This is a genomic window from Roseibium sp. MMSF_3412 (genome assembly GCF_030733265.1).
Classification (GTDB): domain Bacteria; phylum Pseudomonadota; class Alphaproteobacteria; order Rhizobiales; family Stappiaceae; genus Roseibium.
Genome location: NZ_JASHJI010000008.1, coordinates 116,041 through 130,045, shown reverse-complemented (window position 1 = coordinate 130,045; position 14,005 = coordinate 116,041). Strand labels below are relative to the sequence as shown.

13 protein-coding genes are annotated in these 14,005 nt (G+C 57.4%); 6 read left to right on the top strand and 7 right to left on the bottom strand.

Annotated elements, in window-relative coordinates; all coding sequences use genetic code 11:
* Positions 1 to 163: 163 nt before the first annotated feature.
* The 6 genes from RBB49_RS15685 to RBB49_RS15660 all read right to left on the bottom strand — a co-directional run bounded on the left by RBB49_RS15685 (position 164) and on the right by RBB49_RS15660 (position 4,919).
* Positions 164 to 1,237, bottom strand: coding sequence for a hypothetical protein (locus RBB49_RS15685; protein ID WP_306143793.1), 1,074 nt, complete (start codon positions 1,235 to 1,237; stop codon positions 164 to 166).
* Complete coding sequence (locus RBB49_RS15680; RefSeq protein WP_306143916.1) at positions 1,234 to 1,809, bottom strand: helix-turn-helix domain-containing protein; 576 nt, start codon at positions 1,807 to 1,809, stop codon at positions 1,234 to 1,236. The genes RBB49_RS15685 and RBB49_RS15680 overlap by 4 nt, the downstream gene beginning before the upstream one ends.
* A 2-nt stretch (positions 1,810 to 1,811) precedes the next feature.
* Complete coding sequence (locus tag RBB49_RS15675; RefSeq protein WP_306143792.1) at positions 1,812 to 2,780, bottom strand: isopenicillin N synthase family oxygenase; 969 nt, start codon at positions 2,778 to 2,780, stop codon at positions 1,812 to 1,814.
* 61 nt (positions 2,781 to 2,841) lie between these two features.
* Positions 2,842 to 3,420, bottom strand: a complete 579-nt coding sequence (locus RBB49_RS15670; protein WP_306143791.1) for a carboxymuconolactone decarboxylase family protein — start codon at positions 3,418 to 3,420, stop codon at positions 2,842 to 2,844.
* 8 nt (positions 3,421 to 3,428) lie between these two features.
* Positions 3,429 to 4,175, bottom strand: coding sequence for an amino acid ABC transporter permease (locus tag RBB49_RS15665; RefSeq protein WP_306143790.1), 747 nt, complete (start codon positions 4,173 to 4,175; stop codon positions 3,429 to 3,431).
* A gap of 15 nt (positions 4,176 to 4,190) precedes the next feature.
* Complete coding sequence (locus RBB49_RS15660; protein ID WP_306143789.1) at positions 4,191 to 4,919, bottom strand: amino acid ABC transporter ATP-binding protein; 729 nt, start codon at positions 4,917 to 4,919, stop codon at positions 4,191 to 4,193.
* 145 nt (positions 4,920 to 5,064) lie between these two features.
* Between RBB49_RS15660 and RBB49_RS15655 the strand changes: the two genes are divergently transcribed.
* The 3 genes from RBB49_RS15655 to RBB49_RS15645 are packed head-to-tail and all read left to right on the top strand — an operon-like array spanning position 5,065 to position 7,262.
* A complete protein-coding gene (locus RBB49_RS15655; RefSeq protein ID WP_306143788.1) occupies positions 5,065 to 5,841 on the top strand; it encodes a transporter substrate-binding domain-containing protein in 777 nt (258 codons plus the stop codon).
* A gap of 57 nt (positions 5,842 to 5,898) precedes the next feature.
* On the top strand, positions 5,899 to 6,525 hold the full coding sequence (locus RBB49_RS15650) for a glutathione S-transferase family protein (protein WP_306143787.1): 627 nt from the start codon (positions 5,899 to 5,901) through the stop codon (positions 6,523 to 6,525).
* Positions 6,522 to 7,262: a creatininase family protein gene (locus RBB49_RS15645; protein ID WP_306143786.1), complete on the top strand. Its 741-nt coding sequence runs from the start codon at positions 6,522 to 6,524 to the stop codon at positions 7,260 to 7,262. Before RBB49_RS15650 ends, RBB49_RS15645 begins: the two co-directional genes overlap by 4 nt.
* 594 nt (positions 7,263 to 7,856) lie before the next feature.
* Here RBB49_RS15645 and RBB49_RS15640 read toward each other — a convergent pair.
* Positions 7,857 to 8,747, bottom strand: a complete 891-nt coding sequence (locus tag RBB49_RS15640) for a LysR family transcriptional regulator (RefSeq protein ID WP_306143785.1) — start codon at positions 8,745 to 8,747, stop codon at positions 7,857 to 7,859.
* Between the two features lie 184 nt (positions 8,748 to 8,931).
* Between RBB49_RS15640 and RBB49_RS15635 the strand changes: the two genes are divergently transcribed.
* The 3 genes from RBB49_RS15635 to RBB49_RS15625 all read left to right on the top strand — a co-directional run bounded on the left by RBB49_RS15635 (position 8,932) and on the right by RBB49_RS15625 (position 13,746).
* Positions 8,932 to 10,188 (top strand): hypothetical protein, encoded by a 1,257-nt coding sequence (locus RBB49_RS15635; protein ID WP_306143784.1) that lies wholly within the window; start codon positions 8,932 to 8,934, stop codon positions 10,186 to 10,188.
* Between the two features lie 122 nt (positions 10,189 to 10,310).
* Positions 10,311 to 11,276 carry a hypothetical protein gene (locus tag RBB49_RS15630; RefSeq protein WP_306143783.1) on the top strand — a complete coding sequence of 322 codons (966 nt, stop codon included), beginning with the start codon at positions 10,311 to 10,313 and terminating at the stop codon, positions 11,274 to 11,276.
* A 286-nt stretch (positions 11,277 to 11,562) separates the two neighbouring features.
* Positions 11,563 to 13,746: a caspase family protein gene (locus RBB49_RS15625; protein WP_306143782.1), complete on the top strand. Its 2,184-nt coding sequence runs from the start codon at positions 11,563 to 11,565 to the stop codon at positions 13,744 to 13,746.
* Positions 13,747 to 14,005 lie beyond the last annotated feature (259 nt).

The following is a 14,005-nucleotide window of genomic DNA, read 5'->3' as shown; positions in this document are numbered from 1 at the left end:
TGAGGTGTTTGTTGATTTCCGCGGTGCGCCGTCTGATCTCTGTTCTTCAGAGGTGACGAGCCGCAAAGGCAGCCGGGCAGTTCCTGACCGTTTGACTGGTTTCGGTCGGGAAGGCACCGCAGCAGGTTGCTGATACGTGTGCGTGCGCCATGCAGCGGTATCGCTAAAGGCCCACTGGACGAGGGGCATCCGACAAAAGTGCGGACAATTCCGGCCAGCGCCGGACAGCGGTGTCGGTCTGCTCGAAGTTTTGCGGCTGCAAGCGTCCGTCGAGCCACAACGGTGTGCCGTCGAATGAGATCGTCGGGTCCAGCACCATCCAGCAAATCTCTCCGGGCGGCGAGCTGCCGCAGGTGTGAAAGTGCAGAAACCGCGGACTACCGAAAATATTGTTCGACCAGCGGTCTGGGTCGTCGTCGATGTTGCCGTCGAAAAAGCAGGCCGGGTGAATGCCGGCATGCCACGAGTGGATGGCATCCTTGTCGAGGTCAAACCGGCCCGAGACCATTTTGTAGTGCTGTTCGATTGCCCTGACGCTGTTCGCGTCGCCCTCGAACCCGGCAATTCTGCCGTGTTCGACCTGGGCCATGACAATCCCGTCTATGCGCGCAGCCGCCGGCGAATAGGAACGCGAGCCGGTGGGGGTGAGCCAGCGCACCAGTGCCACCTGGCCGCTGATCGCGCGCGTGAGCACAGGCTGTGGCACGCACAGAGGGAAGCGTTTGACCGCGACTTCACCACCGGCGTCATCTTCCATCTCGACCAGCCCTTCCAGACGGGTGCCCATGGGACAGCTGATGGTCACGCGCTCCGAGGCTCTGGAAACAGCGTCGACGGATGTCTTGAGCGCCACCATTGCATTGTGATCTGTCGCCGCGTAGGCGGACGTCAGCGATTTCTCATCGCGTACATAGAGCATCGCGACGTTCTTGCCGGGCAGCTTGTCGATGAACCTGTCCTGGTCGCCCACTCGTGCGAGATAGACGATTACATCGTGCGCGGTCAAATCGCTTTCATAGTGAGCGGGGAGCGGTTGGTCGGGGCCATTGACCTGAAGAGTCGAGACCTGGCATCCAAGCTTTTCAAGCGCAGTGCGGACAATTCCGGAAGCTGCGGTGTCGTACCAGCCGTGAGCCGGATCTTCGCACACGATCAATGCGGTCTCACCCGCCTTCACCTTCATGCACTTCTTCAGAAGGTTGTCGACACCGTCCTCAGGTTTGAGAGGCCCGTTCATCGCTGCACCTCAGCCTGCACCGTGAGAAACCTGAATTCAGGCGTCTTCACCGTGAGAATACCATGGCGCATCTCAGCGTCGACGCAAATGCTGTCTCCCGCCCGCAAAAGAAATTCCTGTTTGCCATATCCGTAAACCGCTTCGCCCTCGAGAGCGTGCACAAAGACGACGCCGCTGCCGATATAGACAGGCGGAACGGCCTCCTGCCGCTTGAGCGTCACGATGCGGGCACCGAACTGAAGATCGCGGCGCAGGTGCACGGCCAGATTTTCAAATTCATGCACATGTTCGTCCACGATCCGTGTCGACTTGAGCCCGGCACCGCTTTCGACATAGGTGTAGTCCGTGTGATCGGATGTCGTTTCCCGGAAAAGACTGACCAGCGGGATTTTCAACGCCGCGGCCAGGGCACTCAGTGTCGAGATCGACGGTGACACCTGACCGCTTTCGATGCGGCTTATCATTGCGCCCGAGACGCCGGACAGCTCGGCCAGATGCCTTGCGGAATAGCCGTTCCTGTTTCTGAAATCCTTGAGCGCGGCACCGATCGCGCCGTCGATATCATTTTCCATGCTCACTCGGTCTTCCGATACGCAAAGGCGCGGTCGAAGCGCCATTGCAGATAGTCGCCACAGGTTATGGCTTCTTCAGCGGGCGCATGATCAACTCCGAAAATGTCGTTGGCGTCAATCATGGTTTCCGGATTGGGGTCAAAGGCCAGAACCAGCGACAGACGTTCCTTTCCCGAACTGTTGACGACCCTGTGGGGCGTTGACTTGTAGGCACCGTCCGTCCATCGGGCAAGCAGGTCGGCAACGTTCACGACCAATGTCCCCTCTATGGGCGGGGCCTGCAGCCAGTCACCGTTGACATCCTCGACCTGAAGTCCGCCGACCGCGTCCTGGCACAACACGGTCAGAACGCCAAAATCGGTATGAGGCCCGACGCCGAACTGGTCGGCGCCCATGTCTTCCGGCTGCGCCGGATAGTAGACGAACGAGGCCCGGCTCAGGGGGCGCGATGCCGTTTTGAGGAAAAAGGTTTCGTCAAGTCCGAGGCCGAGCGCGAACCCCCGCATCAGATGATGTGCAACCTCGTGCGCCTGGCGGAAATAGTCCATTGCGGCCACTTCGAGTTCCGGCAGGAATTCGGGCCACTGGTTCCGTCCACGGAGCGGATGATCGGCAACGGTGTCGCCGTTCTCGTCCTGCATGCCCCAGACGAAGCTTTCCTTCAGATCCGACTTCAACTTGTCGCCCATCCTGGCTCCGCCCGAGGCCAGCCAGCCCCTGTGACTGGACGACACCCGGACGGTTTCCTTCATTTCCGTGGGGCTGCGAAAGAAGTCGAAGGCAAGGTTGCGGGCTGCCGAAATACTGCGCTCGGGGATACCGTGTCCGCTGATGTAAATGAAGCCGAGGCCAGTGCTGGCCGCATGCAGATCCTTTGCCACCGCAAGCGGGTCGGTTCCGTCACGCAGAGCAGTGATGTCGATCACCGGGATCTCGTTCGAGTCCATCGGTTTGGCTTCAGCATAGACCATCTTGTTGCCTATCTATGGATCGTGGAATTGCATTTTATGCAAATAATTTATCAACACGCAACTATTCTGACGCGTAATATCCGACAATGTCTCCGTCCGTCGTGACGCCGAGACCATTGAGATGCCTGTTCACGTAGTTGAAGTAACCGATGATCTGGTTTGCCTCGAGGATCTCACCGTCATCCGCGCCGGCGTTTCGCAAAGCGTCGACATCGGATTGGGTCATGTCGGCGGGACGAAGCGTGAGCTTTTCTGCATAGCGCAGCAATTCCAGTTCCAGGCCCGCAAAAGCGTCTTGCGGCCGCCGGGCGTTGAGTGCGTTTTCTATCAGATCTGCCCGCGCCTGATCGCCAATGAGATGGCGCGCATTCGCCCAGTGATTGGCAAGCGAATACGGGCAGCCATTCAGGATCGACACATATGAGGAAATCGTTTCCTGAAGCCATTCGGGGAGCGTGTTTGCGTCATCATGAAGAGCGGCCCGATAGAGGATGACGTGCCCGCGCATGGTGTTCGGTCGCAGGGAATGCACCCGCATCACATTGTCGACCGTCCCATGCGGCGTTCGGGCGAGTTGAAGCACTTCCGTCAGTTCAGCATCTGCTTCCTCGTCGGAGATCATCTCGATCCAGGCTGCCATTTCATTTCCTAACCACGTTGATCTGACTGCAGTTTCCGTTCCAGCCAGCGGACGCCGGCTGACACGATCAAAATCAGCACCAGGTACTCAAGGACAAGCACCGTGTAGATTTCCAGGGGTCTGTATTCCACGACAACGAGTTCGTTTGCCTTGCGGGTCAACTCCTGCATTCCGATCACGGAGACGAGCGACGACATCTTCAGCATGTAGACAAGCTGGTTGCCGAGCGCCGGCAGGATCCGCCGCACAGCCTGCGGAAGGATCACATAGATCATCATGTCGGAGTAGCTGAGGGAGATGGAGTGCGCGGCCTCGTACTGGCCCTTGTCGATGGATTGTATGCCGGCGCGAAAAATCTCCGCTTCAAAGGCACTGTCGGACAGGGCGAGTGCGATCACACCGGCCCAGAAAACCGTGATCGTGAGCCCCGTCATCTGCGGCAGCCCGTAGTAGACCCACAGGATCAGGACAAGGATAGGCACGGCCCTGACCAGTTCGACATAGATCCTGTTGAACCGTCTCAGGATTGGGTTGGAAGACAGGCCGGGCAAGGCCACGGCGAGGCCGAGAACGATGGAAATCACGATGGCAGTGAAGGACAGCAGGAGCGTGTAATAAAGGCCGCTCAGAAGGAACTTGAGATTGTTCCATCCTGCCGGAACGGTCGGGTCGACAACATACCAGCCCCAGTTGCCGGAACAGCCGCCGAGCAGCAAGGCGAGGCAGCAAAGGCCCAGAAGTCGGTAGAATGTCATCCGGCTCTCCCTGTCTCAGTGCGCAAGGATTTTTGAGAGAAAGTCCCGGCACCGTTCCGTTCCGGGGTTGCTGAAGAAGTCTTCCGGTGGTGCTTTTTCGACAATCTCGCCGTGATCCATGAAGACCATCGTGTCCGCAACGCGTTTCGCGAAACCCATTTCGTGGGTGACGCAGATCATCGTCATGCCGCTACCGGCGAGCTCGGTCATGACGTCGAGGACCTCATTGATCATTTCCGGGTCGAGCGCGGATGTGGGTTCGTCGAAAAGCATGATCTGCGGTTCCATGCACAAGGACCGCGCGATTGCGACGCGCTGCTGCTGTCCGCCGGAAAGCTGCCGGGGAAACTTGTCGGCCTGTTCGGGTATGCGCACGCGGTCCAGATAGGACATCGCCAGTTTGTCGGCATCCGATTGCGACAGCTTCCGGGTCCTGAGCGGGCCCAGGGTCAGGTTCTGCTTCACGGTAAGGTGCGGAAACAGGTTGAACTGCTGAAACACCATGCCGACGGATGACCGCACTGCACGCAGGCTGGCGTTGGTATGGGTCAGCGCGTTGCCGGCCACCTCGATCAGGCCCTGATCGTGCCGTTCAAGACCGTTTATGCACCGGATCAGCGTGGACTTGCCCGAGCCCGACGGTCCGCAGACCACGACCTTCTCCCCTGTAAGTACCTCCAGGGAAACGTTTTTCAGGGCGTGGAAATCTCCGAAGGTCTTTGAAACATTCTCGACTGTGATCATGGCCTTCGCAGACAAATTCGATATTGCTCAAAAGGAAGTCTTGACCATTAGTTAGTCATGTATTTGAGTGTAGTGCAATAAATTTATCACCCGGCAAAACTGCGGTGCACAACGAACCATCACCTCATCCTGAGAGGAGAACGGCATGAAACTGATCAAGACAACAGCCACGCTTTGCTTCCTGGCACTTGCCAGCCTTCCCGCATCGGCCCAATCGGCGCTTAACGACATTCTGAACGCCGGTGTTATGAAGGTCGGAACGACCGGCGACTGGAACCCGATGACGATGAAGGACGTCGCGAACAACACCTATACAGGTTACGACATCGACGTCATGACCGAGCTGGCCAAGGACCTCAATGTCGAGGTCGAGTTCGTTCCGACGGATTGGAAAACGCTGGTCAGCGGCGTCACGGCAGGCAAGTATCACATTACCGGTTCCGCCTCCGTTTCTCCGGCAAGAGCGAAGGCGGCCGGGTACTCGACATCCTATTTCTCGCTGGCAACCGTTCCGCTCATCCTGGAAACGAATGCGGACAAGTTCAAGGATTGGGACGACCTCAACAAGAGCGATGTGACCGTCGCGGCAACGCTTGGCACGACGCAGGAAAAGCAGGTCAAGGACTTCTTTCCTGATGCCACGCACCAGATCGTCGAAGCACCGGCCCGTGACTTTCAGGAAGTGCTGGCAGGACGTGCAGACGCGCATATCACGTCCAATGTTGAAGCGCTCAAGCTCGTTGAAAAGTACCCGCAGATGATGATCGTGCCGGTGAGCGCGCCGAAGGCGCCGACGCCGATCGCCATGCTGCTGCCGCAGGATGATCAGGTCTGGATCAACTACGTCAACACCTGGATCGCGCTCAAAGAAGAGCGCGGGTTCTTCGACGCTCTGGGCAAGAAGTGGCGCTTGAAGGAATAGGTCCGGACCGACCAGGGAAGGAGCGGGGCACCCGATCAGGGATGCCCCGCCGACTTGATGATGAAACTCTATGCGATCCCCGTAAGCCTTTACTGCGCCAAGCTTCGGATCGTGCTCCGCCACAAGAACCTGACGTGGGAAGAGGTGCCGCCTCCGGGCGGTTACGGCTCTGAAACCTACAAGGATCTCGTACCGGGCGGCAGTCTGCCCGCGCTCGAACATGACGGGCAACTTCTGAGCGATTCCGAGGCTATCGCCGAATATCTCAACGAGCTGCGGCCCGAACCCGACATGCTGCCGGGTGACAGCCTGGAAAGGGCGCGAATTCGAGAGCGTTCACGGTTTCACGACACCAGGCTTGAACCGGCCTTGCGTGCGCTCTTTCCGATGATCGGGGGCGAGCGGGACGCTGAGGCAGTTGCCGGGAAATGGAGCACCTTGAGCGAAAGACTGACGCAAATGGAAACGCTGCTGCCGGAGACGACGCGGTGTTTGACGCTGGCGGATTGCGGTTTGCCGGTAACCTGCCTTTGGATCGGTGAATTGACAACGCACTTCCGGAAGGATCCCATCCTGAGCCGGCGCATGCAGGCCTATCTCGAGAGTTTGAACGCACATGGCGCGGTGAGCACCGAGCTTTTGCAATACACACCCCGTCTCAAGACCTGGATGGCCTCCAAATGAGGCTTGACCTTTGCAGTTGGCTTGAGGTCGAAGCCTATCTCAAACGCAGCAGAACCATCATTCTGCCGATGGGCTCAACGGAACAGCACGGTCCGATGGGTCTTATCGGCACGGACGCCCTTTGCGCCCAAACCATTGCCCGGCTTGCCGGAGAGCGCGCCGCGACCCTAGTTGCGCCTACGCTCGCATTGACACCGGCTCCCTTCAACACTGCTTTCCCCGGCACGATTTCAGTGTCGGTGGAGACATTCAAGGCCATGGTTTCGGAGATTGTCGCCTGCCTGCATGGCCAGGGATTTCAAAGGATCTTTTTCCTCAACGGTCACGGTGCGAACCTGGAACCGGTCCTGCAGATCGCCGATGAGGCCGAGGCCCGCAAAAACCTGGAAATACGGGTCCGGTCGTGGTGGGATTTTGAAGCCGTGGGCACACTTCGCAAGGAGCTCTACGGTGATTGGGAAGGCATGCATGCGACGCCGTCGGAAGTCGCGATAACCCAGGCGACGCATCGGATCCTGCCCCCCGGAGCGGCAGCGGAACCGCCGCGAAAACTCTCGCCTGACTACATCAGGCGCCATGCCGGCGACCGCCACGGCCCCCCTGACGAACACCGCCGCAGCTTCCCGGACGGACGCGTGGGATCTCACTCCGCGCTGGCAACGCCAGAGCACGGCAAGGCGCTTCTCGAGGCGGCGGTGGCTGGTCTGGCCGAAGATCTTGAAAACTGGCCGATCTGAGATGGTCGCGATGTCCTGACCGGCCTTCAACTGAGCTGCAACACGGCCCCATTCACTGCTCAGGCTGGCAAGCGTTCGGATTGTCACAAGAAAGACCCGCCCGATCGTTTCCTATGGGCGGGTCTTTTTGTCTGGGCGCCGGAAGCCGCGCCGTGGCCGGTGGTTGGCCGGCCTTGGCGGTCTTCCGACCGAACCGGACAAAAGTAAGCCTGACCGGCGCCGTTCTACCTTAGCCTCATCGAGAATCGGTTAGCTCTGTTTTGCAGACCATCAAAAATGTCATCGGCTGGTAATGCTGCAAAGGTCGGCTCCCTCCGCATCGTGATAGATGATGGTGAGTCATTTGCGACTTCTTTGCGCCCCCAAGTCGGTCGTTCACGGCGTTGAAGCCTGCGCTCGAAAGCAGACATTCATGTGAGGCGCAGCGAATTCAAGGGATGGGCTGGAAGCGAACGTAAACTGAGGTATCAACGAACGACGGTTGAGTGGACAAAGCTGCCACAGGAGCCCTGCACAACAAAAGGCGGTCTCCGGCAGAAGCGGACGTTCGTTGACCAAGCCAGCTATGACCAACGCACCTGGAAACAGAAGGCGCTACGCTAAACTGACCAGTGCTCGGGCAGCATCGGCAATATGGGTTCGGAACCATCGGATTTCGGGTTCATCACCGCTCTGTGCACTGTGGAAGAGTGATAACTTGAGCGGAGGTATCTCTAAAGGCAGGTTACGTTGCACGAGCCCGTAGACCACTGCGCTGTCGTGCATTGCGATAGACGGCACCGTCAGAAGCATGTTGGTCCCTGAAAGAATAGGTGCGGCCATGGAAAAATGCGGCACCACAGCTCCAATGTTTCGCGCTGCGCCAAGCTTTGAAGCTGCGAGATCAATTGGATTGCGCCCTGACGGTGAGGACGCACTGACCAGAAGGTGCGGAAACCGTGCCCAAGTTTCCAGCGACCAATTGACGAAGCCAGGGTGGTCTTTGCGGCCGAAGGTTACCCATGGCCACGATCCCAATTCGACGCCGCGCAGATCATCGGTCAGCTTGAAGCTCGGCGCAATGAGCGCATCGTAGCGACCTTGGTGCATGTCCAAAGCGGCGGTGGGCGAATACGCTGCCAGCTCCACGCTGACCCCAGGGGCCTCGTCTGTAATCACCTTCAGTAAGTGCGGCAGCAATGGCGAGATAAAGTCCGGAGCGGCCAGGCGAAAGCTGCGGGTCGAGGAAGCAGGGGCGAAAGGCCCGGGCGCTGCAAGCGTGTGTTCAACCTGCGCCAGAAGTGAAGGTAGTGTTTCGGCGAGGCTTTGCCCTCGCGCGGTCGGTACCATGCGCCGCCCGTCCCGTACAAGCAGTTCATTGTCAAAGAGCAGGCGCAAACGTTTGAGCGCATGGCTGACGGCAGAAGAGGTCAGGTTCAACCGATCAGCCGTCCGCCCCACGCTCTTCTCGCGCAGAAGGACGTCAAGCACGACCAGAAGGTTCAAGTCGATCTTGGAAAGGGGCGGGGCACTCATAGTGAATGTGATTCATCGAAAGAGAATATTCTTCATTTGATTCACCTTAATTGACAGGCGACAAAGATGCAACTCAGCTGGAGAACGCGACCTTCGTCACCGTTCTGCGAACCACACGAGCCACTTGACGTTTTAAACAAGGGGAGACCATTCAATGCTCAAACGCGCCAAGTTGACCATTTCAGTCGTCGCCGCGCTCGCAATCGGCACGTCCGCGCTTGCTGAGACATCGCTCGATATCAAATTCGCAGGTGCGCTTGAGTTTTCCGAGGATGGCACGCTTTTCGTCGGCGACAACCACAACGGTGCAATCTTTGCGTTCGAAATCCCCGAGGAAGCGAACGATCAGCAAATCAAGCCCAGCTCAATTGCCAACATCGACGCCAAAATCGCCGAGTTGCTGGGGGTCAATGCGGGAGCGATCGAAATCAACGACATAGCCGCCCATCCGGTCTCCAACGATATTTACATCTCGGTCACCCGGATTGGTAATCTTGCCTCCCAACCGGCAATTATCACCATCTCGCGGGACCAGCAGCTGGCGTTGCTGGATATCGACGCCCTTCCTTTCCAAAGGCAGGAACTGACGGCCTACCCCGAAGGCGAACCCACATTCGGGGTGCGCGGCATGGGGCCATTCCCACCCCTTCCACGGGACATCGCGAAGGGTGACATCCCGTTGAACACGCTGGCGATCATGGATATCGAGTATTTCAGGGGCGAGTTGTTTGTCTCCGGTGTTGCGCATGACAACTTCCTGTCCTCCCTCCGTCGCATCTCTTACCCGTTCGACGGTACGCAAGGCATCGCCAGCGTCGAGATGTATCACATCACCCATGACCAATATGAAAGCCGCGCACCGATCCGGGCTATGTCAGTGCAGGAGATTGACGGAAAGCCACAGCTGGTCGCCGCCTATACCTGCAGCCCGATTGTCCTTGTCCCGCTGGACGAGATCACCGACGGCGCGAAAATTTCCGCCCGAACGTTGATGGACTATGGCAATGGGCAGCCGCTCGACATGATCTCCTTCATCCATCAGTCTCCCTTCGGAGGCGATGCGGAGCCAATGCTGTTCGTCACCAGTGACAGCCGGTCTCCCCAAGTCATCCCGATCAGTGGGCTGCAGGATGCGCAGGTCGTGACGCATGATGTGCTTCCACGTGGCCCCAAGCTCGATATGCATCCGCTTATGCCTTACGGGCCAGTCGGGAAAGCCGTTATGTTTAATGGCGTCCCCCTCCATACGACCCTTGTTGGCGGTGGCTTTTTCACCTCTGTCACGCGGGATCCGTATACGGGTGACCTGAACCTTGACACCAATCCGACCTGGTTTCCGAACCGCATTCACGACATGCTCGCGGAGATGGATTTTCCGCAATACCAGCCCGATCCGTCGCGGATGCAGTGACGGTCATGGCTCCGGGTACAAAAAAAGGGGTCGCCACGTTTTTGGCGACCCTATTGCTAAGCACCCTCGCTCCGATAACACAGGCACAAGATCTGACACTTCCGGAACAGGGTACTGATCCCGTGACGCTGCATCTGACAGATGAAACGCCGCATGCAGAGATGCTGAGGGTCTATGTACGCGGTGCCGAGACGCCAATTGCGGGTCGCTATACGCCGGACAGGGGCTCTCTCACATTTGCCCCTGCTTTCGCCTTTGAACCGGGTCAGGACTACGTCGCGCAAATATTGACGAATGGCAAAGAGGCCCAGGTCGCGTTCCGCATTCCTGCTGAAGCCGAGATAACTCCCGCTGCGGTGACAGAGATCTATCCAAGCGGGGACACGCTGCCCGAGAACACACTCCGATTTTACATCCACTTCACCGTGCCGATGCAGCCACAGGTCGCTTTTGACCATATCAAACTGCGTAATGCGTCCGGAGCAGTCGATGAGGCCGCCTTCATGCGGTTCAAGCAAGAGCTTTGGAATGAAGACAGGACGCGGCTGACGGTTTTGATTGATCCCGGTCGCATCAAGCGAGAAGTCGCGACAAATTTAGAACTCGGCCCCGCCTTGCTTGCCGGTCAGCAATATGCGCTCACGGTAGAGGCCGGCTGGTCCTCCGCCGACGGAACGTCGGCTCTATCAACCTTCCGAAAGACGTTCCAAATCTCTGATGCGCTACGCACGCGTCCAGACACACGCCTCTGGACAGCCAATTCGCCTTGCGCCGGAGTGCGAGAACCATTGACCATCACGTTTGACCGCCCCTTCGACCGACACCTTCTGACGCAGGCGCTTCGTGTAGAGACCGAGACGAGCGATGCCATTAGAGGTGAGATAGACGTCAAAGAGGCAGAACAAATCTGGAGCTTCACACCGCTTGAGCCCTGGCCTGCGAAAGACTTGCTCCTCCTTGCCAATCCGGCGCTCGAAGACGTCGCCGGGAACAATTTCCGCGATCTGCTCGACGACGTTGCAGGTGTTCAAGAAAGCGAAAAGGTCAAGTCAGAGCTTATGATCCGCACTCGTAACTGTGCGGGCTAAGGTGGGTTTGAATATCCGTTGCCACGGGTTTTGCCTGCGTCTCAGGCCATGGCGCGAGACGCCAAATTCGTAAGTCTGGGCTCGGAGCCGACGTTCGCGGTAAGTGGCATCAAGGGCGGCTCGAGGCCATTCTTGCCCATACTTACTTTGCGAAACTTGAGGTTTGATTGCTTGAAAATAGCGGGCGAGCCAATGTGTTGCATTCAGCATTTTGAAGCAACAGGATTTACACCTCGGAAATTGACGGGTTGATGAAAACTGAAGATAGTGATGGCCGAGAGATTTTTTGCTTACGGCTATTGAAATGCTCTTTGTGCTGACGGCCAAAATTGTCAACTGGTGCCATGCCCATGTGCTTCAATTCGGCGGGTTATTGGTTTCCTTTTTCATTTTGGCGTTTTCGCCGGCGCAGGCAGATGAGCGCGTGGCACTTGTCATCGGCAATTCGGCTTACGAACACGTACCGGGCCTCCCCAATCCCAAGAATGATGCGGAAGCCATTTCTGATGCGCTCGAACGACTGGATTTTAAGGTCATTCGCGGGATCGATCTCGATCACGCCGGTTTCGTGGCCAAGATCAAGGAGTATACGAGAGCAATCCGTGGGGCGGATATCGCGTTGCTCTACTATGCGGGACATGGCCTTCAGGTGCGTGGCAAGAACTATCTGGCACCGATTGACACCGAGTTGTTCGACGAAGCCGACCTCGAATTTGAGACCATCCGTCTGGAAGCGATCATGTCGCAGATGGAACGTGAACGGCGCACAAATCTTGTGTTTCTTGATGCCTGCCGAGACAATCCTCTCACCTTGAACCTTGCGCAAACAATGGGCACACGATCGCTCGGACCCGATCGCGGTCTCGCACCGGTAGAGACCGGGGTCGGAACGCTGGTCGCTTATTCGACCCAACCGGGCAATGTGGCCTATGATGGCACCGGCAGACACAGTCCCTTTACCGGTGCCTTGCTGGAACATCTGGAAGCACCGGGCGACGATATTGCCGTCATACTTCGAAAGGTGCGCCAGAAGGTCTTGCAGGAAACCGACGGGCGCCAGGTGCCGTGGAGCAACTCTTCTTTGACAGGCCCGGTTGTTCTACGGGCTGCTGAGATAGATCCGATAGTCGAACAGCGCAAATTTGATCTTGCGTACTGGGAGAGCATCCAGGGATCTGAGGATCTGTCTTTCTTCGAGAATTATCTGGAACGATTTCCGCAAGGTCAGTTTGCAGATTTGGCGAAACTGAAAATTTCCTCCATTCGCAAGAAGGAAATCGAACGCGTGGACCTTTTGCAGGAGCTTCAGGAGAGGTCGCGTCGCCAGGCCTCCGCTTTGGAAGAACTGGAAGCTGAAAGACAGAGGCTGCTTGAGGAACGCAATCAGGATGCCGAACGACAGGCCGCCGCATTGGCAGCGGCCAACGAGGAAGCCAAGCGGCGCGAGGAACAAATCGCGCTTCTGAACCGGGAAAAGGCCTTGCTGGAAGAAGAGGCGCAGGCGGCCTTGGCACTCCAGGAAAATGCTCTGGAGGCCGCTCGAAGAGATGCCGCTGATCAACTCAAACAACTGGTTCGGCTAGAACAGGAAAAGGCCGAGTTGGCGCAGCAATCGCAAGAACTGTCCGAAGCGCAAAAGAAGACCCTTGCAGAGGCAATCGCGCTTTCGCGGGAAAATGCTGCTGAAGTCGAGCGCCTGAAAGTTGAAAAAGCACGCCTTCAAACCGAGACGGAGAATCTTGCGGCGGCAAATCGGGCGGCTCTTGAGAGCGCCGAGAAGGAGGCCGAAGCAAACACGGCCATGATTGCAAAACTGGAGGGTCAGACAGTGATACCTCAGGATCACAATCCGGTTGCCGCCAGCACGCCCGACCGCACGGTGGGCTCGGACTTGGAGGGGCTACTGAACAGGGATGACGCTTTATACTCTCAGGTCGAGGACCTGGAGGCGGCGATCAAAGCGCGTGAATTGGAAGCCAAACGGTTGATCGAGAAACTTGAAGAGGCAAGAAAAGCGCGAAGTGTCGTGGATATGGATGTGGCGATGCTCCCGGGTTCATCCATGGATTTGATCAAAGAACATCAGACCGCATCAAAGAAAGACCCGTTCGGTGACTACGATCTCACGATGGAGCAGGATGATCCGGATTACGGCCTCGCCGGTCGGGATCTTGCAAGGCGGCTGCAGGAAGAACTCAACAGAGCAGGATGTAAAGCCGGTACCGTCGATGGGATCTGGGGGGAAAAGAGCCGGACAGCACTGAGGAAACTGTTCAATGTAAAAGGCCTAAAGATATCCTCTTTACGGCCCGATAGTCAGCTCTTGGCTTTGGCAAGACAGCATCCTGAAAATTCTTGCAGGTTAATTTGTAAAAACGGTTTTGCAGAACGAGACGGCGCTTGTGTCCGATCTAATCAAAAAAGGGCCACTTGCTCGTCAGCTGCAGGAAGTTTTTCCTGCGTGTACTGAACGCCGAATTAGCGGTTTGGCCCGCTTGCTCGGTAACGATAGACCGCTTTCCAGATCTCCTTGGAGTAGTGTCCCGGCACTCCAAAGATGCCACTTAACTCAGACAGCTTCATTTCTGATCACGAAAAACCGTGCGCTCAAAGTCGCCTGATTAAGCAGTTCGGACGTTCAAAAGGCTTCGAACCAATGACCGGGCTGGGCCGTTTTTGCCCGCACGTAGGCGCAGCGATAATGTCCGCTTTACTGTTGCGACGACAAA

Bases quoted from the DNA above. Each gene is read 5' to 3' on its own strand.
- RBB49_RS15685 (WP_306143793.1), bottom strand. From the start codon at position 1,237: ATGAACGGGCCTCTCAAACCTGAGGACGGTGTCGACAACCTTCTGAAG.
- RBB49_RS15680 (WP_306143916.1), bottom strand. From the start codon at position 1,809: ATGGAAAATGATATCGACGGCGCGATCGGTGCCGCGCTCAAGGATTTC.
- RBB49_RS15675 (WP_306143792.1), bottom strand. From the start codon at position 2,780: ATGGTCTATGCTGAAGCCAAACCGATGGACTCGAACGAGATCCCGGTG.
- RBB49_RS15670 (WP_306143791.1), bottom strand. From the start codon at position 3,420: ATGGCAGCCTGGATCGAGATGATCTCCGACGAGGAAGCAGATGCTGAA.
- RBB49_RS15665 (WP_306143790.1), bottom strand. From the start codon at position 4,175: ATGACATTCTACCGACTTCTGGGCCTTTGCTGCCTCGCCTTGCTGCTC.
- RBB49_RS15660 (WP_306143789.1), bottom strand. From the start codon at position 4,919: ATGATCACAGTCGAGAATGTTTCAAAGACCTTCGGAGATTTCCACGCC.
- RBB49_RS15655 (WP_306143788.1), top strand. From the start codon at position 5,065: ATGAAACTGATCAAGACAACAGCCACGCTTTGCTTCCTGGCACTTGCC.
- RBB49_RS15650 (WP_306143787.1), top strand. From the start codon at position 5,899: ATGATGAAACTCTATGCGATCCCCGTAAGCCTTTACTGCGCCAAGCTT.
- RBB49_RS15645 (WP_306143786.1), top strand. From the start codon at position 6,522: ATGAGGCTTGACCTTTGCAGTTGGCTTGAGGTCGAAGCCTATCTCAAA.
- RBB49_RS15635 (WP_306143784.1), top strand. From the start codon at position 8,932: ATGCTCAAACGCGCCAAGTTGACCATTTCAGTCGTCGCCGCGCTCGCA.